General features: G+C 42.8%; 21 protein-coding genes. 11 read left to right on the top strand and 10 right to left on the bottom strand.

Going from position 1 to position 21826, the window contains the following annotated elements:
* The first annotated feature begins 1 nt into the window (after position 1).
* The 7 genes from RT422_RS01265 (at position 2) to RT422_RS01235 (ending at position 5471) form a co-directional block, all read left to right on the top strand.
* On the top strand, positions 2-571 hold the full coding sequence (locus RT422_RS01265; RefSeq protein ID WP_313420980.1) for an inovirus-type Gp2 protein: 570 nt from the start codon (positions 2-4) through the stop codon (positions 569-571).
* A 95-nt stretch (positions 572-666) separates the two neighbouring features.
* Complete coding sequence (locus RT422_RS01260; RefSeq protein WP_313420978.1) at positions 667-1713, top strand: hypothetical protein; 1047 nt, start codon at positions 667-669, stop codon at positions 1711-1713.
* A 131-nt stretch (positions 1714-1844) separates the two neighbouring features.
* Complete coding sequence (locus tag RT422_RS01255) at positions 1845-2312, top strand: hypothetical protein (protein WP_313420976.1); 468 nt, start codon at positions 1845-1847, stop codon at positions 2310-2312.
* Positions 2309-2566 carry a hypothetical protein gene (locus tag RT422_RS01250; protein ID WP_313420975.1) on the top strand — a complete coding sequence of 86 codons (258 nt, stop codon included), beginning with the start codon at positions 2309-2311 and terminating at the stop codon, positions 2564-2566. Before RT422_RS01255 ends, RT422_RS01250 begins: the two co-directional genes overlap by 4 nt.
* 293 nt (positions 2567-2859) lie before the next feature.
* Complete coding sequence (locus tag RT422_RS01245; protein WP_313420973.1) at positions 2860-3576, top strand: 16S rRNA (uracil(1498)-N(3))-methyltransferase; 717 nt, start codon at positions 2860-2862, stop codon at positions 3574-3576.
* 231 nt (positions 3577-3807) lie between these two features.
* Positions 3808-4590: an acetoacetate decarboxylase gene (locus RT422_RS01240; protein ID WP_313420972.1), complete on the top strand. Its 783-nt coding sequence runs from the start codon at positions 3808-3810 to the stop codon at positions 4588-4590.
* 80 nt (positions 4591-4670) lie between these two features.
* Positions 4671-5471, top strand: coding sequence for a 3-hydroxybutyrate dehydrogenase (locus RT422_RS01235; protein ID WP_036589350.1), 801 nt, complete (start codon positions 4671-4673; stop codon positions 5469-5471).
* A 139-nt stretch (positions 5472-5610) separates the two neighbouring features.
* On the opposite strand, the gene RT422_RS01230 is transcribed toward RT422_RS01235, so the two are convergent.
* The 8 genes from RT422_RS01230 to dnaQ form a co-directional block, all read right to left on the bottom strand.
* Positions 5611-6984: a 3-deoxy-D-manno-octulosonic acid transferase gene (locus RT422_RS01230; protein WP_313420970.1), complete on the bottom strand. Its 1374-nt coding sequence runs from the start codon at positions 6982-6984 to the stop codon at positions 5611-5613.
* 126 nt (positions 6985-7110) lie between these two features.
* On the bottom strand, positions 7111-7725 hold the full coding sequence (locus RT422_RS01225) for a hypothetical protein (protein WP_313420968.1): 615 nt from the start codon (positions 7723-7725) through the stop codon (positions 7111-7113).
* A gap of 175 nt (positions 7726-7900) precedes the next feature.
* On the bottom strand, positions 7901-8431 hold the full coding sequence (locus RT422_RS01220; RefSeq protein WP_050324132.1) for an inorganic diphosphatase: 531 nt from the start codon (positions 8429-8431) through the stop codon (positions 7901-7903).
* A 199-nt stretch (positions 8432-8630) separates the two neighbouring features.
* Positions 8631-9275 carry an endonuclease III gene (gene nth / locus RT422_RS01215; protein WP_050324508.1) on the bottom strand — a complete coding sequence of 215 codons (645 nt, stop codon included), beginning with the start codon at positions 9273-9275 and terminating at the stop codon, positions 8631-8633.
* An 81-nt stretch (positions 9276-9356) separates the two neighbouring features.
* Positions 9357-10166, bottom strand: a complete 810-nt coding sequence (locus RT422_RS01210; RefSeq protein ID WP_050324131.1) for an RnfABCDGE type electron transport complex subunit B — start codon at positions 10164-10166, stop codon at positions 9357-9359.
* Between the two features lie 126 nt (positions 10167-10292).
* A complete protein-coding gene (gene nudC / locus RT422_RS01205) occupies positions 10293-11102 on the bottom strand; it encodes an NAD(+) diphosphatase (protein WP_313420967.1) in 810 nt (269 codons plus the stop codon).
* Between the two features lie 18 nt (positions 11103-11120).
* Positions 11121-12812, bottom strand: coding sequence for a hypothetical protein (locus tag RT422_RS01200; protein ID WP_203171663.1), 1692 nt, complete (start codon positions 12810-12812; stop codon positions 11121-11123).
* Between the two features lie 193 nt (positions 12813-13005).
* Entirely contained in the window at positions 13006-14718 is a 1713-nt protein-coding gene (dnaQ, locus tag RT422_RS01195) for a DNA polymerase III subunit epsilon (RefSeq protein ID WP_239741824.1), read from the bottom strand.
* Positions 14719-14853: 135 nt separating this feature from the next.
* Between dnaQ and RT422_RS01190 the strand changes: the two genes are divergently transcribed.
* From RT422_RS01190 to RT422_RS01180, 3 genes are all read left to right on the top strand, one after another.
* On the top strand, positions 14854-15399 hold the full coding sequence (locus RT422_RS01190) for a hypothetical protein (protein WP_313420965.1): 546 nt from the start codon (positions 14854-14856) through the stop codon (positions 15397-15399).
* Positions 15400-15509: 110 nt separating this feature from the next.
* Positions 15510-15797, top strand: a complete 288-nt coding sequence (locus RT422_RS01185; RefSeq protein ID WP_095355681.1) for a hypothetical protein — start codon at positions 15510-15512, stop codon at positions 15795-15797.
* 61 nt (positions 15798-15858) lie between these two features.
* Positions 15859-17184, top strand: coding sequence for an LD-carboxypeptidase (locus RT422_RS01180; RefSeq protein WP_313420963.1), 1326 nt, complete (start codon positions 15859-15861; stop codon positions 17182-17184).
* A 75-nt stretch (positions 17185-17259) separates the two neighbouring features.
* Here the strand turns inward: RT422_RS01180 and RT422_RS01175 are convergent, their stop codons facing one another.
* Entirely contained in the window at positions 17260-18069 is an 810-nt protein-coding gene (locus RT422_RS01175) for a cation diffusion facilitator family transporter (protein ID WP_313420961.1), read from the bottom strand.
* A gap of 128 nt (positions 18070-18197) precedes the next feature.
* Positions 18198-19424: an iron-sulfur cluster carrier protein ApbC gene (apbC, locus tag RT422_RS01170; protein WP_313420959.1), complete on the bottom strand. Its 1227-nt coding sequence runs from the start codon at positions 19422-19424 to the stop codon at positions 18198-18200.
* Between the two features lie 212 nt (positions 19425-19636).
* On the opposite strand from apbC, the gene metG reads away from it, so the two are divergent.
* Positions 19637-21748, top strand: coding sequence for a methionine--tRNA ligase (gene metG / locus RT422_RS01165; protein ID WP_313420958.1), 2112 nt, complete (start codon positions 19637-19639; stop codon positions 21746-21748).
* Positions 21749-21826: the final 78 nt, after the last annotated feature.

Here is a 21826-nt window from a genome sequence, read left to right as displayed (position 1 = left end):
AATGAGAGCGATTATTTATGATGAAGTGGTCACGATTGCAGGCGAACAATACAATATCAATGTCAGAGCTGACTCAGGATGCTATCTTGAAATCCTTGAGAGCTTTCATGACCAAATGACAGCCATGTTGTCATACCATAGCAGAATACTAGTTGTATTCTTTGAAATCCACACTGACAAATATATGAAAGACAGCAAGCTCATATCCGATATTTTACGCAAAGTAAAACGATGGTTAAAAAACAACTATGATATGGTGCGAGTCGGTCATTTGTGGGTAAGAGAAAAAAGTAAAAAGAAAAAACAGCACTACCACATGGCGTTAATTCTAAATGGGAATGCCGTCAATTATCCGCAAAAAATCCTTGAGCAAGTTGAGTGGCAAGCGATAAGGCGAAATCTGCCAAAGCCTTACACGCCAAAGAATTGTTATTATTTCATTGGTCGCAATGATGACCACACTTTTAAAGATGCTTTTTATCGAGCGAGTTACTTTGCTAAGGAAAAGACAAAAGGTTACAAGGGCAAATTGTCTAATCATTACTCAGCTAGTCGAATTAAAATTAAATGACTTAAATGTCTATTTAATTACAAAGAACTACTATTAAATAACTTTATATTACAATCTATTAATATAGAGTTATAATTTTTTATAAAGGTATTAACATGGCAAAATTAACTAAGTGTGAAGATTGCGGAAAGGTGGTTAGTGTTAATGCAGTTACTTGTCCCAACTGTGGCTCACCCATACAAGCACAGCTACAAAACCAACTGAATTTGAAACGGCAGAAAGAAGAAGAGATTCAACAAAAGATAGACGCATTTAAAAATAGACCTGAAAGCCAAAAGAAACAAGAAAAAATTCTGTTATCAGTTATAGTATCAATGTTCATATGTTTATACGCTTTTTTTAAATTTAGCGAAAATCCATTGATGGCTATTTTTTTAATCATTGGTAGTGCTCTAATATGTATTCCTGTTAAAAACTTTATACAATTAAAAAATCCAAACTTTAAAAATTGGATATTGAATTTAATTGGTGGTTTATTGCTGTTCATAGGTTTTATGGAAATTATTGGAACAAAGGAGTCTGTAAGCAATCCACAACCATCTAACAATATACAAGCCCCCTCCACTGTAAAGCAAGAAGATATTATTAAACCTCAAGAAGTTGCTAAAAAAGATTACAGCAAAATAGTTGTACCTTACACAAAGAAAAATATGCCTAAACTATATGCTAGTTGGGGCGCAAATTGGATTAATAAGATAAACAATATGATGCCAAAGGTAGTTGAAAAAGCTGCTCAAAATCCAAAATGTGATGAGCCTGAAATGGTTGATATAGCGGATAATAGAAGCATTGTTAAGAAAGAAGCAGTATTTTTTGTAGATTGTAAAAATGGTGAGCGTTTATATATTAGCCAAAACGATTTAAATGCAAATGCTATAGTTAAAGCTGAAAGTGAACAGTTAGAGGGTGAGCCAAGTAATTACATTCAACCATGTCGTGAAGCAATACAAGCGAAATTACAATTCCCAAGTAGCTTTGACGATGAGTTATTAAGTATTACTGCTAGAAAAATGCCAAGTGGGAATATTGAAGTAATAATTCCATTTACTGCTAAAAATGGAATTGGCAATGAACTATCTTATACAGGAAGATGTTTAATAACTACACGCAAAGAAATTGAAGTTAGCCTAGAAAATAGATAAATTTTTAAAGAAAATTTTAAACTCACTTTAATAGTGGGTTTTTTATTTGAAAAATAAATATTCGTTAGATATGCAACATCACTGTATGATAAAATATCTTCAAATTTTATTAATGATTTAGATAACAAATCATGCCAAAGTTTGCCGCAACTCACAGCCTTAACGATTACCCCAAAATAACTATAAGCAATTATAAAAAATCGTTAGACAACGCGCCTGCCGAAACAATAAAACTAAACTATTTCTATCTTGGTCAGCAATACCGCTATCAAATAAGCATCACAGAAACGCCTTGTCATTATGGTGGCAAGCGTCATTGGTTTAACTGTCCGCAATGTGGCAGGCGAGCTTCAACGCTTTATTGTCACGGTAGATACGTTTGCAGACAATGCTTAGGGCTTCACTATAAGAGCCAATTAATACAACCGCTAGACCGTCTTTTTAGCCGTGTAAGCAAGATTAGGGTGCGTTTGCAATGGCAACAAGGCATTGCATATGGTCACGGCAACAAGCCAAAAGGGATGCACAAAACCACGTTTGCTAGGCTTGTGAATGAGCATGATGAAATAGTCAATAGAATAGTTGAGAAAATGCTATGAATCTATCAGAACAATTCTCGTTGACTGATATCTTGAATGAAATTGAAACAGCAAGACAAATGGCGATTGAAGAACGCAAACCAACTGCTATGCTTCAAGCAAGTATGGCAAAAGCAAAGTTGCTTGGTTTAGATAAAGGCGACACATTGACGATTAAACAAAATCAATCGCCAGTTTTTAATATTCAACCTGTTAGAACTTTAACTGATGAAGAGTTTCGAGAATTGGCAAAAGAAGTCATGCAAAAAGTTTGATAAAGTGGCACTGAGTAGCTGCAATGTAACTTTTTATTATTGTATTTTAAGTTAGTTTAGTAGATAATTTTTTATAGAAAGGGTTTTTTAATATCGAGAGCAACTGCCGTTTTTTACTGTATGAACTCACTCTTAGTGGTAATTATGGTGGTAATTCAAGAATTTAAAATAAATTTTATTTATTTAATTCAAATACTTACAAATAAAAATAGCATCTCTCAGCTTCCGCCATATTAAAAAAACCCCTGACTTAATTAAGTTTTGGGGTTTTTTATTGCCTAAGATTTATCCCTATGAATATCATTCTTTTACCGCAAAATACCTCATCGACCGCTATTATTGATGATAAAACGAGTGTGATGCATTTAAAACAGGTGCTTAAAGTGACATTGGGCGATACGGTGAAAGTCGGTATCAAAAATGGTCATTTAGGCACAGCGGTTGTGAGCAATATCTACGATTCAAGTATCGAATTATCGCAAATCCACTGTACTATTGCGCCACCTGCCAAACTGCCACTGACTGTTATTTTGGCAATTCCCCGCCCCAAGGTATTGCGTCGTCTATTTTTGGACATGACGGCGATGGGCGCCCAGCATATTATCTTGGTCAATAGTTACCGTAGTGAAAAAAGCTACTGGCAAACCCCATTTTTAACTCAGCTCGATAACTATATCCATGAAGGCTTACAACAAGCCTGCGATACCGTAAGCCCGACCGTGAGCCTCAAAAAACGCTTAAAACCCTTTGTTGAAGATGAACTACCTGCTTTAATCGCAGGTAAACAGGCGATTTTGGCACATCCTTATGCCAATGAGCAGTTTACCCAAGTTTGGGACAATGCCTTGCCACATGTGCTAGTGATTGGGGCTGAAGGCGGCTGGATCGATTATGAAGTCGAATTGTTCAAAACTGCTGGCTGCCAAGCGGCGCATATTGGCAATCGCATCTTACGCACTGAGAATGCCGTAAGTGTGCTCTGCGGTCATGCACTGTTAACTAGCCAATAAAATAGCCCATAAGAACAGCCCTACCTTGCCGTCAAATAACCTGCTATCGCCAAAATTAAGCGGATGCAGGTGTGAAAAAATCATTACAACATCATAACAATTTTGTCTTGGGATTGATTTTGCATAAGGGTGTATGATATTTCCTGCTTCATGTCATAACGATAAAATTAAATAATATTGCATAACTAGATAACATGACTAAATAACATAACGAGATAAAAAGGAAAGCTCATGAAAGCGAGTGATATCTTAGATAACGCGACGTTTATGCCTTTTACTGCCCCACCTTGTTCGAATGGTCCTTACGAATTTTTTGACCGCGAATACTTTATCATCACCTATCGCACAGATCCCGAAAAACTGCGCGCTATTGTACCTGAGCCACTCCAAATCACTGATGACGCGCTAGTGAGTTACGAGTTTATCCGTATGCCCAACAGCACAGGATTTGGCAACTACACCGAATCGGGACAAATAATTGAAGTGATTGATGCCGAAGGCCGTCATGCCAATTATACCCATTGTATGTTTTTAGATGACTTTGGACCTACCGCGGGCGGGCGTGAGCTGTGGGGTTTTCCCAAAAAAATGGCGTCACCTGTGTTAACCGTCGACAATACCGACACCCTACTTGGCACCCTCGACTATGGTAGTGTGCGCGTAGCCACAGGTACTATGGCGTATAAATATGATGAGCTGGACAAAGCCACTGTCAAAGCCAATATGGAAAAAACGCCCAATTATTTATTAAAACTTATTCCCCATGTCGATGGCACGCCGCGTATTTGCGAGTTGGTGCGCTATTATTTGACCGATGTAGAAGTTAAAGCAGCCTATACAGGACCTGCTACCTTACAGTTATTTGACCATGTGATGGCACCCGTGTCAAAATTACCTGTGCTAGAAATCGTCAAAACCTCTCATATTATTGCTAATCTCACCCTGGCGTTGGGAGAAGTAGCGGTAGATTACATTGCCGATGCGCAAGCCCGTCCCGATAGTAACTTTCAATAATTAACTTTCAATAATTAATTTTTAATAATTAAAACCGTCATAATAAAACCACTTTGTCATAAAAAATTAAGGAGAAAATCATGGCTACTCAACTCACTACTGATTTAACAGGTAAAGTCGCACTCGTCACTGGCTCTGCAAGTGGTATCGGCCGCGATATCGCAGAAACCTATGCCAAAGCAGGCGCTGCGGTAGGTATTGCAGATATCAACCCAGATGCGGCGCAAGCAACCGTGGATGCAATCAAAGCTGCAGGCGGCAAAGCGGTTGCCATTGCCATGGATGTGACCAATGAAGACGCGGTAAATGCTGGCGTGGATAAACTGGTACAAGAATTTGGGGATATTGATATCTTGGTGTCCAATGCCGGTATCCAAATCATCAACCCAATCGACCAATTTAGCTACGCTGATTGGAAAAAAATGATTGCCATTCATCTAGACGGTGCTTTTTTGACTACCAAAGCGGCACTTAAATACATGTATCAAAATGACAAAGTAGGTACCGTCATTTATATGGGCTCAGTACACTCACATGAAGCATCAGCCCTAAAAGCGCCGTACGTCTCTGCCAAACACGCGCTATTAGGTCTAGCCCGCGTATTGGCTAAAGAAGGCGCCGCTCACAATGTGCGCTCATATGTGGTATGCCCAGGCTTTGTCAAAACCCCACTGGTTGAAAAACAAATCCCAGAACAAGCCAAAGAAAAAGGCATTTCTGAAGAAGAAGTGGTGAAAAATGTAATGCTGGGTCAAACCGTTGACGGTGAATTTACCACAACCGATGATATCGCTCAATTAACCTTATTCTTAACCGCTTTCCCAACCAATGCAATGACCGGTCAATCATTTATCGCAAGTCATGGTTGGTTTATGAAATAGCTGAATGCTGTCCTATAAAACCAAAGTACAAGAAAATCTGAAGTACAAAAATAAATTACAAAACTGACTGATAAAAAAGGACTAGCTTGGCTAGTCCTTTTTTTGTGTTTGCAATCTATATAAATGGTTAATTCATGAGTTACAAATCGTCAATGAGCTTTCGACCATCACTCACCACAGGTTCATGGTCAATTTTTTGAATCTCTGATTTTATAAGCTGTTCCTTATTATCAGCGATACATTGCATGATCATGGCAAGTTGTTGCTTGGTCGCATCTTGATATTTTTCTGCTAAAATTTGCCCGACGTGACCCGCGGTTTGGGCAGATTTTGGGTTGGCAAGCCAGCGAGCTAGTTGCTGCGTTAATTCATCACTACCATTGACTTGCACCAATGCGCCGGCTTGTTTTAACTGATCTACAATCAGTTGGCAAGATTGGGTATATTGCCCCATAATAATCGGCTTGCCGACAATGGCTGCTTCAATCGGATTATGCCCCCCAATGTTGACCAAAGTCCCACCGACAATGGCAATGTCCGAAAGAGCATACCACACGCCAAGTTCACCCATACTATCTGCCAAATAAACGCTTTCATTTTTGGCAGGTTCGCCATCTTGACTACGCCGAATCACCGGCAAATTTTTGGAATCAATCAATTTGGCAACAGCATCAAAACGCTCGGGATGACGTGGTACGATAATGAGCAGCGGATGACGGTTGGCATACTGGGCTTTCACGGTTAAAAAGCTGTCTAAAATTGCCAATTCTTCGCCTTCATGGGTGCTAGCTGCCAAAATCACGGCGCGATCTGACAAGTTCCAACTTTCTCGTAACTTTTCGGCACGGCTTAGCATCAACGGGTTGGTTTTACTAGACCATTTAAGCGAGCTGGCAATGCGGATTTTGTCACTGGTAGCGCCCAATTGGCGAAAGCGTTTGGCAGAATCGCTGTCTTGGGCGATGATAAGGCTTAAATTCTCCATCATACTTTGGCTCAGCTTGGCAGCTTTTTGATACCCCTTAAAAGATTTTTCAGACAAGCGGCCATTGACCAAAATCGTGGCAATTTGACGATTGCTCAGTTCAGCAAGCGTGGTGCCCCACAATTCAGTCTCGATAAATAACGCGGCAATGGGTTGGACATGTGCCAAAAATTTATCAATCACTGCTTTACTATCAACCGGTACAAAACTATGGTACACCTTGCCGGCTGCTATCTCAAGCGCAAACAGCTGCTCGACGCGGTTATAGCCTGTATGGGTGGTATTGGTCACCCACAGCGCATAGCCTTGCGCCAGCAAATCCCTTAAAATCGGTTCGGCGGTATTGGTTTCACCGAGGGACACCGCATGACACCAAATCATCGGCTGATGGGTGTGAATCTCAGGAAACACTTTACCGAAGCGTTGCTCAATCTCATTGGGCAAGGTTTTGTTAATTTGCAGCTTGAGTTGGTATAGGGGTTTGAGCATCGCCATCGATAGGCGGTAATAAAAAGGCGTGGCTTGCATGGCGATTCTTTGGCAATGGTAAAATGCGGTATTTTAGAAAACAGGGGTAAAAATAGCAATCTTTGACTTACAAAATCCTTATTTTTATCTATTAGCGAATCCAATCATTTTATCCAAATGACAACTTTAATTTTCATATGGCTTTGCATCTGTATAAAGAAATTTTGCTAAGTAATAAATCTCATTAAAATTTGCTATGACAATCTTTTCTTTCTTTTGTTTATTACATACACCCTCAAATGCTTCATTGGATAATGTTTCATAAGGATATCTGCCATCTTTGAAAATATCTTTACATTCCTTCAAATCATCTAGTAATTCTCTTTTCAAATGTTTTTGATATTGTTCGAGCAAATTGTTATAAACCCTAGGTTTCGTTTTCTCTAAATTTTCAAATAATCTTAGTAAGTCATGATTACCTTTGTTTAAAGATTCTATTTCATTACCAAGCATACTACCTTTTACTTGCCAATTTTCTTTGAATTCATCACTTGAATATTCTGAAAATTTTTTGACACCCGTATTTTCTCCCTTACCATAGGATTCTTTTACTTCAGCATATAGCCCCTTAAAGTATAGTTCTACTGAAAAAGCTGATAACATGGCGATAGGGAAAATATAATCCCCATACTCATCAAGGCATTCTCGCAATTTTTCCGCAGCTTTAAAATAGCTACGACCATAACCCATAATTGTACTATCAGGGTCTTGACCATATTCAACTAGTTCTAGTAGGGACATATCAAATGAACCTCTTATAAAAATAAACTACTGATTTTTGTATATAATTTATTGCGTCAATTTATAGAATTAATATAAATTTCTGCAAAGAGACTATCATAGAATATACCCAAAAAAAGAAAACCTTTCCACATCAAATGAAAAGGTTTTTTACCAACACAACTATTGCGTAAAATTATTGCTTTTTCCAACGTTCTTGTGATTCTTTGATTACCGCTTTGGCTTCTTCGATATCGCCCCAGCTTTCAACTTTGGTTGTGCCCGCTTTTTTCAAATCTTTATAGTGATTAAAATGGAACTCGATTTGCTTAATCAGTTGCTGTGGTAAATCTGCTAGGGTATTGATAGCGTTACCGTTGTTGCGGTCATCGGCAGGTACGACGACCACTTTATCATCCACTTCACCATCATCGACAAATTTCATCACGCCAATGACTTTGGCTTCGATAAAGATGCCTGTTGGTAGCGGGGTGTCAGTGATGATTAGTGCGTCTAATTCGTCGCCATCTTCGTCAAGGGTTTGTGGGATAAAACCATAGTTGGTTGGTTTGGCAAATAATTGTGGCTCTACGCGGTCAAGTTGCATCACGCCAAGTTTACGGTTCCATTCGATTTTGTTGTTTGAACCCGCTGGAATTTCGATAACTACGTTAATCACGCCGCCATCAACATCGCCCGCATCAAGAATTTGGTTAAAATCTGCCATGAGTTTTTCCTTTTTGTTAGTAAAGTTGTTTATAAAACTGCTTGTAAAAAAGTAGCCTAAAAGTGGGTCGATTATAGCAAAGTCTGTTGGTTTTCTCTATTTTTTCCCGTCTCAACTTCTAGGAAATTATGAATATCCATAGGCAAGTTTGGAATTAAAAAAATTGGTCGTTTAACATCCTGTGTCAATTTAAATGCACTTACTTTTCAATAAACTTGGCTTTGTCTTTAAACATACATTCGTCATACACTGGGCATTTGCCACATTCGGGACTTCTAGCTTTACAAGTATAACGCCCATGCAAAATCAAATAATGGTGCGCGTCTAATATATAATCCTGTGGTATTCGTGCGATGAGTTTATCTTCCACTTCTCGCACGTTTTTACCCGTTGCCAAGCCTGTGCGATTGCCGACACGAAAAATATGGGTATCCACTGCCATAGTGGGCTGCCCAAAGGCGGTGTTGAGCACCACATTGGCGGTTTTTCGCCCTACCCCTGCTAGGCTTTCAAGCTCGTGGCGGGTTTGCGGCACTTCGCTAGCAAATTTATCCACCAAGTCTTGACAGCATTTCATCACATTTTTGGCTTTGCTATTATATAGCCCAATGGTTTTGATATAACTTTTTAGCCCAGCTTCACCCAAATCCAAAATTGCTTGCGGGGTATTGGCAACGGCATATAGTTTGCGGGTAGCCAGATTGACACTGACATCGGTGGCTTGTGCCGACAGTATGACCGCGATCAACAATTCAAAGTTGCTCTGATATTCCAGTTCCGTCTCTGGTTTTTCAATAGCTGCGGCTAGTTTTTGGAAAAACGGCAACACGTTTTTATTGGGCATGCGCCGTGAGGGCGGCGTCTCTGCGGTTTTGGGCACTTGGATTTTTGGTTTGATGTTGGCAACCATCATGCACTCTTTAGGTTATGGCAGTGTCGCAAGTTGCTGCTGCAAGGCTTGCACCAAGGCTTGTTTATTGTCATCAGCGCGTACGGCAAGTTGTTTTTCTAATTTTTTGATTTGGGTACGTAGTTTTGCCGCTTCGATGGCGTTTTTAGCCGCTGCTGCATCGATATCGACTTTGATATCATTGAGTTTGGCTTGTACCATACTGACCACAGGTTTGGCATTGGTGTTGTCATTGACTTGGCGTTCGATACGGTCAAGGTGGGCGTAATAGCGCGCGCGTAATCCGTCTTGCTCGGTTTGCCTTGTCGCGTCATCCATCAACCGTGTGAAGGGTACCAGCTCGATGCAGTCCACTGGACAGGGCGGCAAACACAGCTCACAGCCTGTGCATAGGTCGGTAAAAATGGTGTGCATACGCTTGCCTGAGCCAATAATGGCATCGACAGGACACGCAGGAATACATTTGGTACAGCCAATGCAATCCTCTTCTCGAATGATGGCCCGCATTTCCATTGGACGATTGGTAGCGGGATCGGTTTGCCATTTTGAGGCTTCAGCCGTTAGCGGTATACGCCCAAGCAACTTGCCGATTTGGTCGGTGACTGATTGTCCCCCGGGCACGCATTGGTTATGCGATTCGCCCAGTGTGACAATGGCGGTGGCATACGGCAGACAGCCTTCAGGATGACCGCATAGCCCGCATTGGGTTTGCGGCAGGACTTGGTCGATTTGTTGTATTAATCGTTGATGCTCGATACTTAGGCTATTTAGGTTTAAATTATTAAATAGATTGGGTACCTTAAAAACAGGTTGGCTATCAGACATGGCTCAATTTTTATTCACTATAATCATCAATGTGTATTTTACCATAGCTCATGCCTATTTCGCCTATAACCTATTAATACAAATCATCAAGACAAATAATGAAGACAAATCATTTAATCAATCCGTTTAAGATTGGTAATGCTGTTTGACCCATTCGATCAGTTGGTAAGCAATCGTGCCTTTTGGCGGGATGATAGGGCCGTTTTCATTTAAGCTATCTACATCAAAAAATTGTGCATCCATCAGCTCATTGTTATCTATGGTGATATCGCCACTTTGGTACTCTGCAATAAAGCCTACCATTAAATTGCTGGGAAAAGGCCACGGTTGGCTGCCAAAATAGCGCAAATTGCTGACAGATAACCCTACCTCTTCCATCACTTCACGATGCACGCATTGCTCTAAGCTCTCACCGACTTCCACAAAACCTGCCAGCACGGTATACATTTTGCTATCGGTCGCCCGTAGATGATGCGCCAACAAAATCTGCGGTTTTTCTTCGGTGGTTTTGATGATGGCGGTGATGATACAAGGCTGTACTCTGGGATATTGGTGATAATGGCAGCTAGGGCAAACGGTGGCATTTTCAATGGGGTGTAACTCCGTGGGCGTACCACAGCGGCTACAAAATTGATGATCTTGACGCCAGCGCAACAACTGCATGGCTTTGGCTAATTGGCTGGTTTGTAGCGCATCAAGGCTGCCAATCAGATGTCGAAAGCGCAGAAACTCAATCTGTCCTGTAATCTCTTCTGGCAATTGTGACAAGTCGATATCTTGATGGGCAATGGCATAAATACTGTTGCCTACCTCATCGGTGCTCACTTTAACGGCCTGAGCGGGCATATCCTCACAAGGATAAAAAAAAGGAAGTCCGCCTATACAAGCGAACTTATCGTTATCACAAATAAGCAAATAATGGTGTAATGTGGTCATGTTGGTTACCAAATTACCCTAGGCCACAAGCATGTGTTGTAAGCTGCGATAGCCGACATACATTGCATGGTTGCCTGCGGGTTTGTTCGTTTCAAGACTTTCTAGATAATAATCTGCTGACATCACAATATCGGCAATGCTAGCAAGCTGATACTCTGACAACCTGCAATCACTTTGCTCGATTAAGTTTTGTAGCACTGTGGCAGCGCGTTTGAGCAGTTGGCTTTGTCGAGGTAAGTTTAAAAATAAGCAAGCACCCGAGATAGCGCGCATCATATCAGGCACAGGCGTGATATGTAGAATATCTTTGTCGGCGTCATTTAGATAATTATTGAGCGCAGTTTCAATGGTGGCAATCGCGGTACGGCTTTCTTGGACGAGCGTGTTGTGAGCCGTTTCGATTTGATGTAGCGAAATTGTTTGGTTGTACACAGGCAATATCACCGCACCCGGGGTATGTGATTTTGCCAGGTTAATCGCCGCATTTTCCGCCATCATTAAAGTGCCAAGCAATTCATCAAAATCATTAGGCGTTGGCTGCGTCCAAGTTTTTACTTTGCCAGTTTGTTGATTCAGCGCCGCACTAACCTCATTTAAATTTAAGGTTTTAAACACATTACTTAAATCATGCAAACGCTGGGCCATGCTATCAATCTCATCTGTACTTGAATTGAGGTTAACTTGGCGGGCATAACTGTCACTGGCAGATTTAATCAAGTCAATTTCTTGCTGGATGATGTGGTTGAGCGTACTAGTCGCTTCACAGTCAGGGCCAAATAAGAAGCGACGCATGGCTGTTAACTGGGTTTCGTTTAAGGTATTGGCTGAGAATTTGTGCTGAACTTGCAAGGCAAGCTGGCTATCTCTTGAGCTGGCAAACTGCACCAAATCAGCAAAACGAGAATCATTGACAGGCAGATAGTCATTAAATTGTTGTTCAACAAAAATCAGCGCACGCTTTTGCAGGTTACTAAGCGGTAACACCCCTGCCAAATCTGATACCGCCGCATCAGCAGCATGCCAAAACAAACTATCGGTACGTTTTGAAACCATTTCACACGCAGCTTGCATGGCTTTGAGTTTGTCTCGCTCTTTAGGCGATAATTGATTGCTTTGTGCGGTGAGCGCCACGCTCAGGCCTGCGCGATAAGCTTCCACTAATTTTTTTGGGTCAATGCCGAGTGATGTTAACGGTTGGTAATTTTGTTCCGGGTTGGCAATCGCGATGCTGCTGTTTTTGTGGCCAGTTAAGTCTGATAGCTGCAGCGCTGGCTGATTCAAATCGCTGTGAAGTTGATTGATAATCGGCAACAACAACGAAGGTTCAATGGTCTCTTTAAGTAATACAAACTCGATATAACGCGCCAATGTCATGATGCCTTCTGACACATCCATTATCATATCATTGCCAGCTTTGTCACGGTTGGCTTGGTCACGCTCGTCATAGAGTTTTTGCAGTCCTGCCGATAGACTATTGGCAAGTTCATACCCTTCCTCTAATTGAATCAACCGCAATACTTTTGCCAATTGCGCCAAGGTATCCACGGAATCAAGTAGCAAAGGCGCTTGACTACTGTCGTCATTAAACTCACTTAAATGCATCTCGGCATCGTGTAGCGTCACGGCAATCTCAGGTCTTAATAAATGCAATGAAGGCAAATCAAAATTGGTGGCCGTTAGTTTTTGTGAGTTAGGACTTGGCAGACTCATGTTTTTTTATCCAAAATGACTTTAAGTTGATAAAGGTAAAATGACAGCTACGCTTATTGCTGATTATTGTAAGACGTCCCTATGCCAGTGTCTATGTCAAAGTGTTAACACCCGCACAATAATTACACTCTATCATGAAATTTTGCCCATCAAAGAAATGCTTTTACAAAATTTAATAAGGCATTGTTTATTGTTAAACACTCGCCCAGTTTTCAGCCAGCTGTGGGTTGTTATCTTTTAAGGCATTAAGCCACTCTAGATGCGCCTGCTCAGCCTCGCTACTTGCCAAGAAGCGCTTGATAGTCGTGCTAAAACGCTGATGCTCAGTTGCGCCGCCGACACCGCCGCCGACCTCATCATCGATGGCTAACGCAACCTGTCCGCCAGTCATCGCCAGATACACTTCCGCTAAAATCTCGGCATCGAGTAACGCCCCGTGGAAGGTACGGTCTTGTTTACCGACATTGAGACGTTTTACCAGCGCATCCAAAGTATTGCGCTGCCCTGCGAACATGCGTTTGGCGATGGCAAGGCTGTCTGTCACGGTGACGGTTTGGTTGATATCAGGCAAGCCAAGGCGCGCAAACTCAGCTTGCAAAAAGCTCATGTCAAACCCTGCATTATGCGCGATGAGTTCTGCGCCTTGCAAAAAATCATAAATCGCTTCACCGACTTGCTCAAATACAGGCATATCATTTAAAAACGCATTGTGAATGCCATGAACGCGAATGACTTCCTCACCCATCTCAATTTTTGGGTTGATATAGACATGCAGTTTTTCACCGGTAAAACGTCGATTAATCATCTCAACGATACCGACCTCAATGATACGGTCACCATTTTGCGCTTCAAACCCTGTGGTCTCAGTATCGAGAATCAGCTGCCGATTAGCAGTCCCTTTGTGTTTGGCGATGGGTAATAAAGGTATAAAGGTCGGATTGGGCTGACTGGTAATACCGTTAAACACGGGACGCTGAGCAATCAAGCTGTCATCTTGCGCGACAAATTGCCCTTGTGGGTTGGTGAACACCGCAAAATGTGGGTTAGCACTTGTTGGCGATTGGGTCGGCTTTCCCCCTAACGATGACTGAGTTGATACATCGATGCTGGTTTGAGTATGGCTAGCTTGAGTATGGCTGGTTTGAGCCTTGCTTATTTGAATAGTGTTTGTGTGAGTAGTGCTTGGGGCTGGCTCACCGTCAAGTGCCTGCAAAAAGATATCCCCCATTATCTCACTGTCGGCAAACTCTAGGTCTTGCGCGTCATCAAAAGACGTATCGCTAAAATCACGGGTTGACTCTGAGTGATTGAGGACTGGGTTGTTATCGGTTGACATTGGGTTCATGGGCGGGTCTTTTTTTTTATCATCAAAATCAGGGTTTTTATCACTAAAATCCGATTTAACATCTAAATCAGTGATAGGATTGGGTGGATTTTTAATCACTTTGTTAAAGGTTTTGGGCAGTTGGTCAATGCCTTGGTTTGCAAGCTTATCGGCATACTCATTGCCATCATGACCGGCATGTCCTTTGACCCATTGCCAGTCAATTTGTCGCTGCTCGCACAGCTTATCAAGTCGCTGCCATAATTCCACATTTTTGACATTTTTCCAATGTTTCTTTTTCCACCCTGCCAGCCATTCGCTGATGCCTTTGATGACATAGCTAGAGTCTGACCAGATTTGAATCGGTAACGTTTTTGGGCTGCTTTCCAGTGCGGCAATCGCACCCATCAGCTCCATGCGGTTGTTGGTGGTATGCGCCTCACCCCCGCAAATATCAATTTGCTCACCGGTAGGTAAAATCACCACAGCACCAAAGCCCCCTTTACCAGGATTGCCACGACAGGCGCCATCAGTGTAAGCAAGGGTTCGACCCACAAGGGGCGTTAAGGCATGATTTGACATAGATAACAACCCATATGAAACAGCAAAACAATCAAAAAAACAGCCCTCAGTATAAGAAAAAAAAGCATAAAAAGCCATGCCAAAACGTCTATAATAACCGCTTATAGTTGCTATCTGCAGGTTTAAAGGACGTCTATGCAAAAAAAATCTCGTGCGCGCGTGTCAGCTATGTTGACCAAGGTGGGTATGGCTATGGTCTGTGCGCTAAGCCTAAATTTGGCGGCTTGTAACAAGCCCCAATCGCCTGCAACGACTAGCAGCGATGGCGCAAAACAGTCGCCAGCGTTATCACAACCTGCCGCTAGCGATGATGTGTTTGTGGGCTGTTACACAGTCAGCCATACAGAACCTGCCCAAATCAAAATCATCAAAAATGGTGACAACTATGCCATGCAAATGCGCGAGTTTAACGACCCCAGCAAAAACTGGGACAAGCCTGAAGCCATGCAAGTCATCGCCACTGACAGCCCAGATATACAAAAATACTTTGACATCAAAGCCGATGAACATCAATACTTAGAAAAAATCATTGCCCGTCCCGACCGCGTGTTCGTGCTCGCCAAAATCACCGATAGTTTTGCAAGCCTAAACCCGCAATTTGACAGTCCCTATCTGGGTTATATCTACAAAGGTAGCAATACTGTCTATAAAGTGGCATGCGAGCAAACCACCAAACTGTAATCACCTGAGTTGCTGCTTGACTTGATGAGCTTGGTTTGCTGCTTGATTTGATGCTTGAGTTAATACGTCTCATCCAAATTTTAACCCAAACGATTAATAGAGAATAAGCGATGAATTTTTTTGCATGGTTAGTGCTAGGCTTAGTGGCATACACTAGTGGCTTTAGTATCCGTCATTTTCACTACAAAGACGCCGCCATCCCAACTGATAAAAAATGGCAATACGCGGCAATTTTTTTTGTGGTCGCGCTCGTGGTCTTTGCGCTATTGAATTTATATGTTATGCACAAAGCTGCGCTTGATATGATGTTTGTGTTGGTATCGAGTTTGGTGGCGACAGGGGTCTTTTACTATGGTATTTCGGCAGATACCAACAATAAGATGAATCTACCGGATTAAACATACCCGATTAGTTGAACCATGATTTTTTGTAAGTCGATGAATTTGTTTGGATAATAAAATGTCTCAAAAAACGGCGAATACTCACGCCCCCATGACTACCACCCACTTGGCTGGCTTAACGCGGCGCCGACTGCTAAAAACAGGGATAGCGCTATCGGCAGCGACGGTAACGGGTGCAAAAGCGGATTTGACCATTGGCGGGCAAGTGATTAGCCAACCTTCACAGCGGTATGGGTCAAACAATGATGCTGATAACATGGCTTTTGGCGAGCTAAGCGCTATGCCCAATGGCAATACGCTCATGGAAACAGTGCCCATTAATCCCCAATGGCCCCAATGGGACTTTGCGACCATCAAAGCCAATTGTGAAGCACTCAAAGGTCGCGGCGTCCACCTCCATCTGGTAGCACCATCGGGATTTGGCAGTGATGAACAGCGTAACTTACTGGCGATTCACCGACTCACCCAAGCGGGATTTTATATCGACAATCCCGAAGTGATTAGCCGACGTTATTTGCGCTTTGCAGGTTCAGACAGTGAGCGCTTGGGCGATATTACCGCGTTACTTAATCGACCTGTACATGAGCTGCCCAAGATATTACTCGGCGTGCGGGGCGGCTATGGCGCGATGCGTTTGCTCAACAAACTAAGTGATCACCAGTGGCGAACGCTGACCCAAAAACTCAAAGATCGCGGCACACTGCTGATGGGATTTAGTGATTTTACTGCATTGCAACTTGCCATGTACGCCAAAGGTCATCTCCCTTATGTAGCAGGGGCAATGCTCAGTAGTGACTTTGGCAAAACAGCGGTAAATACCGATACCATCCAAAGTTTTATCAACCTTTGTACCCAAAACCAGCTACGTATCCAAGTGCCAGAAGCTCAGCTTTATCGTGACACTGCGCGTCCTTTGGCTAAGCCGATAAAAGGCATCTTATGGGGCGGTAATCTTAGCGTGTTATCTGCCATGGTAGGCACGCCGTATATGCCAACTGTCGACAACGGGATTTTATTTTTGGAAGATACCGGTGAGCAGCCGTACCGTATCGAGCGTATGCTACAAACCTTGGTGTTATCAGGTATTGTGGCAAAACAGCAAGCGATTGTGCTGGGCAAATTTAATTTTAGCGGTATCAGTGATGCTTACAATGGCGATTACACCTTTGATACCGTCATCCGCACGATTCAGCAAACGACAGGATTACCTGTGTATACCGATTTTCCATTTGGGCATGTAGCAAGACGGATTAATTTTCCACTTGGTGTCCCTGTGACGCTTGACAATGTCAGCAGTGGCTATCAAGCGACGTTTAACCAATTTTATCATCTTAAAACCGATGTAAACTTTGCTAATTTGGATTTAACTAAATTGTTGGTCTAAATTATTTTCGTCAGATTGATTGCATGCTTACTTGAAAAATTACTTAAAACACTACTTTCAAAGCTACTTGCAAGATTAATTGTTAGACAAACGTAAAATTTTAACCGCGCCACTGGCGACCAAGGCAAAGACCAAGAGACCAATCAACAGATCGGGATAGCGCGACTGGGTAAACCACGTTAACACCCCAGTCAAGATGACACCTAAGTTGACAATCACATCATTGGACGTGAATATCATACTGGCTTGCATATGTACGTCTTCACTTCTACTTTTCTGAAGTAGATATAGACATAAAGCATTACCGAGTAACGCCAACATCGAGATACCTATCATCATCGCAAAATTTGGTATCGTCTCTGCACCTAAAAATCGACGCACCACTTCCACCAATCCCGCTACAGCAAGCAGTAACTGCAACACACCTGCGACCTTAGCAGTCAGCTGTTTGGTTTGCAGCGAATGACCCACGGCAAACAACGCTAACCCATATACGAAGCTATCGGCAAGCATATCTAGACTATCAGCGACTAATCCCATCGAGCCGCTTAGCCAACCACTCACGGATTCTATGATAAAGAACAGCAAGTTAATAGCAAGCACTTGCCATAACAATTTGCTTTGTTGGTGATCGTTGCTAGTTTTGCTATTGGCTGCATCAGTCACTTGGGTGAGTTCCGAGCCAATGATCGAACTGTCAAAATTTAGCGGCTGTAGTTGCTGCAATATCACTGCAGCATCGCCTTCGTGAATTACTGTCATCTGACGATTGGCAATATCAAAGGCTAGCGAGTGAATTCGGGTATTGGGCGCTAATGCCATCCGAATCATTTGCTCTTCAGATGGGCAATCCATTTTAGCAATTTTAAATAGCGTTTTTTGCATAACTCATCTAATTGAATTGAAGACATGGTTAATTGGGGCTTATATTATTTTAAAACCTGTTTGAATTTTAACATGAAAACAGGCTTGTAATTTTTCAAATACGCTCGCATTGACTATCAGATTTCAATTTAAAAAATCCGATTATTATCATGCGTTTTGGCAAATTTGGCGATATTGGCTTCGATATTTTTAGCGATATTGAGATAATAGTCGGCAAATTCATCGCCTGCGCCTTGATTGGCAATGACGGATGGCTCTCCTTTATCGGCTTGCTCGCGGATGCCTTTTGCCAGTGGTAACTGCCCCAGCAGCGGCACTTGATACTGTGCTGCCATTTTATCGCCGCCGCCTTCGCCAAAAATCGCTTCGGTATGCCCACAGCTGCTACAAGTATGCAGCGCCATATTTTCTACCACGCCGAGCACAGGGATATGGGTTTTGCGGAACATCTCAATGCCTTTTTGCGCATCTAGCAAGGCGATATGCTGCGGTGTGGTCACAATCACCGCACCGGTCACAGGAATGCGCTGGGCGAGCGTCAACTGAATATCCCCCGTTCCAGGTGGCATATCAATCACCAAATAATCCAGATTTGGCCAGTTGGTTTGATTGTAAAGCTGCATCAGTGCGCCTGTGGCTTTGGCACCGCGCCAAGCAACCGGGGTAGTGTCATCGCTCAATAAGCTACCGATGGATAGCATCGGCATGCCTTGCGCTGCAATCGGTACGAATTGCTCATGCTCCAGCTGCGGCTGCTGACCTGCCACGCCAAGCATACTTGGAATACTCGGGCCGTAGATATCGGCATCCAGCACGCCCACGCGTTTGCCCAGTTTTTGCAGCGCTAAGGCGATATTCACCGTCGTCGTCGATTTACCAACGCCGCCTTTGCCCGAAGCCACCACAATAATATGCTGGATACGTGGATGCGGTGTTAATTCTGCTTGGGTGGTGGCTTTTTTGGCAATCGCAGGTTCAGGGGTTTCTGTGACTAATTTGTCACTTTGTGGCGCGGCCTGAGTGACAGGTGGCATGGCATTGGTAGTTTTGGGTAGGGTTGAGCCACTGCCTTTGGTCGTAGGTTTTGGCGCAGTAGCGCTGTCAAACAAGGTAATATTCATATTCACTTCACTGACCCCATGGATATGCAGCTTTTGGCTCAAATCATGATGGATTTGTTCAGGATTGCAGTCATCGGGCAAGCGCAAATCCAATGTCAGAGTATTACCTTGCTGTTTAAACCCTTTGATATACTGGCGAATTGGCTGGTTATTGACATGATATTCATCAAATAACTGATTAAGCGTGGACTCATCAACTGTTGCCACGGTTTTTGGTTTGATAAAGTTGAACATGATAGTTGCTTACCCCAATGTTGTTATTTTAACGATTTTAACCACTGTTAAGTGGGGTTTATTGCCAATTTTCACAGTGATAGATTGAACATATCTGTGTGAAAAGTAATTTTTCTTGTTTGATTGATGCCCATTGGTTGGGAAATGATGCGATTTAAGCTATCATACAGCAATAATAACGTTTTTTTAAACAAATCAATAACAGGTGTATTGTGAGAAAAATTTTAGTTACTAGCGCCCTGCCGTATGCCAATGGTCCGATTCATTTGGGGCATTTGGTTGAGTACATCCAGACCGATATTTGGGTACGCGCCATGAAATCACTGGGTCATCAAGCGACCTATGTGTGTGCCGATGATGCCCATGGCACAGCGATTATGCTTAAAGCAGAAGCCAACGGCGTCACCCCTGAAGAGCAAATTGCCGATGTCAAAGCCTCCCATGAAAAAGATTTTGCGGGATTTTTGGTTGATTTTGACAACTACTACTCAACCCATAGCCCTGAGAATGAGCAATACTCACAGCTGATTTATAATCGCTTGTATGAAAACGGTCATATCTCGCACAAAGCAGTTGAACAGCTGTATGACCCAGAAAAAGGCTTGTTTTTGGCAGACCGTTTTGTCAAAGGCGAATGCCCAAAATGCGGCGCAAAAGACCAATACGGCGACAACTGCGAAGTCTGCGGCACGACCTACAATGCCACCGAACTTAAAAATCCTTACTCAACGCTTTCAGGTGCAACGCCTGTTTTAAAATCATCCATCCATTATTTCTTTAATCTGCCAAACTTTAGCGAATTTTTGCAGGATTGGACGCGTAAAGAAGGTCGCCTGCAGACCTCTATCGCCAACAAATTACAAGAATGGTTTGATGCAGGTCTTGCCAACTGGGATATCAGCCGCGATGCGCCGTATTTTGGCTTTAAAATCCCAAACATCCCAGCCAGTGAACCAGACAAGTATTTTTATGTGTGGCTCGATGCGCCTGTTGGTTATATGGCAAGTTTCAAAAACTTGTGTGACCAACAAGGTGCGCAGTTAGGCTTAAATTTTGATGACTATTGGTCAAAAGAAAATCATCACAACACCGAAGTTTATCACTTTATCGGTAAAGATATTGTGTATTTCCATGCCCTGTTTTGGCCAGCCATGCTTGAAGGCGCAGGATTTAGAACCCCCACTGCCATCAACGCGCATGGCTTTTTGACCGTCAATGGCGAGAAAATGAGTAAATCTCGCGGCACCTTTATCAAAGCCGATACCTACTTACAAAACCTTGACCCTGAATACTTGCGTTACTACTTTGCTAGCAAATTATCAGCCAGTGTCGAAGATATCAATCTGGATCTTGAAGACTTCATGCAAAAAGTCAATTCAGACTTGGTGGGTAAAGTTGTCAATATCGCTAGCCGCTGTGCAGGATTTATCCATAAAAATCATGGTAGCAAACTGGCACTGACAATCAGCGAGCCTGCTCTGGTGCAACAAATCATTGATGCGGGCGAAGACATCGCTGCCGCTTATGAAGCGCGCGAATTTAGCAAAGCCATGCGTCTCATTATGGCGTGTGCAGACAAAGCCAATGAGTACATCGATGACAAAAAACCGTGGGCACTCAACAAAGTCGAAGGTCAACAAGCCGAAGTACAAGCGGTGTGTACCGTCGCGCTTAATATCTTCCGTCAATTGGTGGTTTATCTTGCCCCTGTATTGCCATTGATGTGTGAAAAAGCACGAATTTTTCTCAATGTTGACAGCCTAGATTTTGATAGCCGTCATGCGTTATTGGTCGGGCATACCATCAACGCCTTTACCCCATTGATGCAGCGTGTTGACAAAGATAAAGTTGCTGCGATGGTGGACGCTTCAAAAGAAGATTTAAACAAGCAGCCTGCTATCGCCAATCAACCAGCAAATGGGCAAGCGGGCACGAGCAAAGCCAAAGCCGCCGCTAGTGAACAATCCACTGGCGATACAGCATTGATTGGCATCGATGACTTCGCCAAAGTCACGATGACCGTAGCAAAAGTGCTAGCCTGCAACAACGTGGAAGGTGCAGATAAATTGCTGCAATTTACCCTAGATGTGGGTGAGACAGATGCGCAGGGCAATGTGAAAACGCGCAATGTATTTAGCGGTATTGCTAAATTTTATAACCCTGAACAATTGGTGGGCAAAACTGTGGTCTGCGTTACCAACCTTGCGCCACGAAAAATGAAGTTTGGTACTTCTGAAGGTATGATTTTATCGGCTGAAAAAGCCGGTCAATTGACGGTTGTTACTTTAGATGATCATATCCCTGCGGGTGCAACCCTTGCTTAATCGGCTTAACTGAGGTTGATGGCTATAATTTGAAACATTTTGACATATTCTTTGTCAAAATATAAAAAAACCGCTGAT

It is taken from the genome of Moraxella sp. CTOTU49803, from assembly GCF_032097965.1.
Lineage (GTDB): Bacteria > Pseudomonadota > Gammaproteobacteria > Pseudomonadales > Moraxellaceae > Faucicola > Faucicola tetraodonis.
The sequence above is the reverse complement of the archived record's forward strand: the minus strand, read 5'-3'. Positions and strand labels throughout refer to the sequence as shown.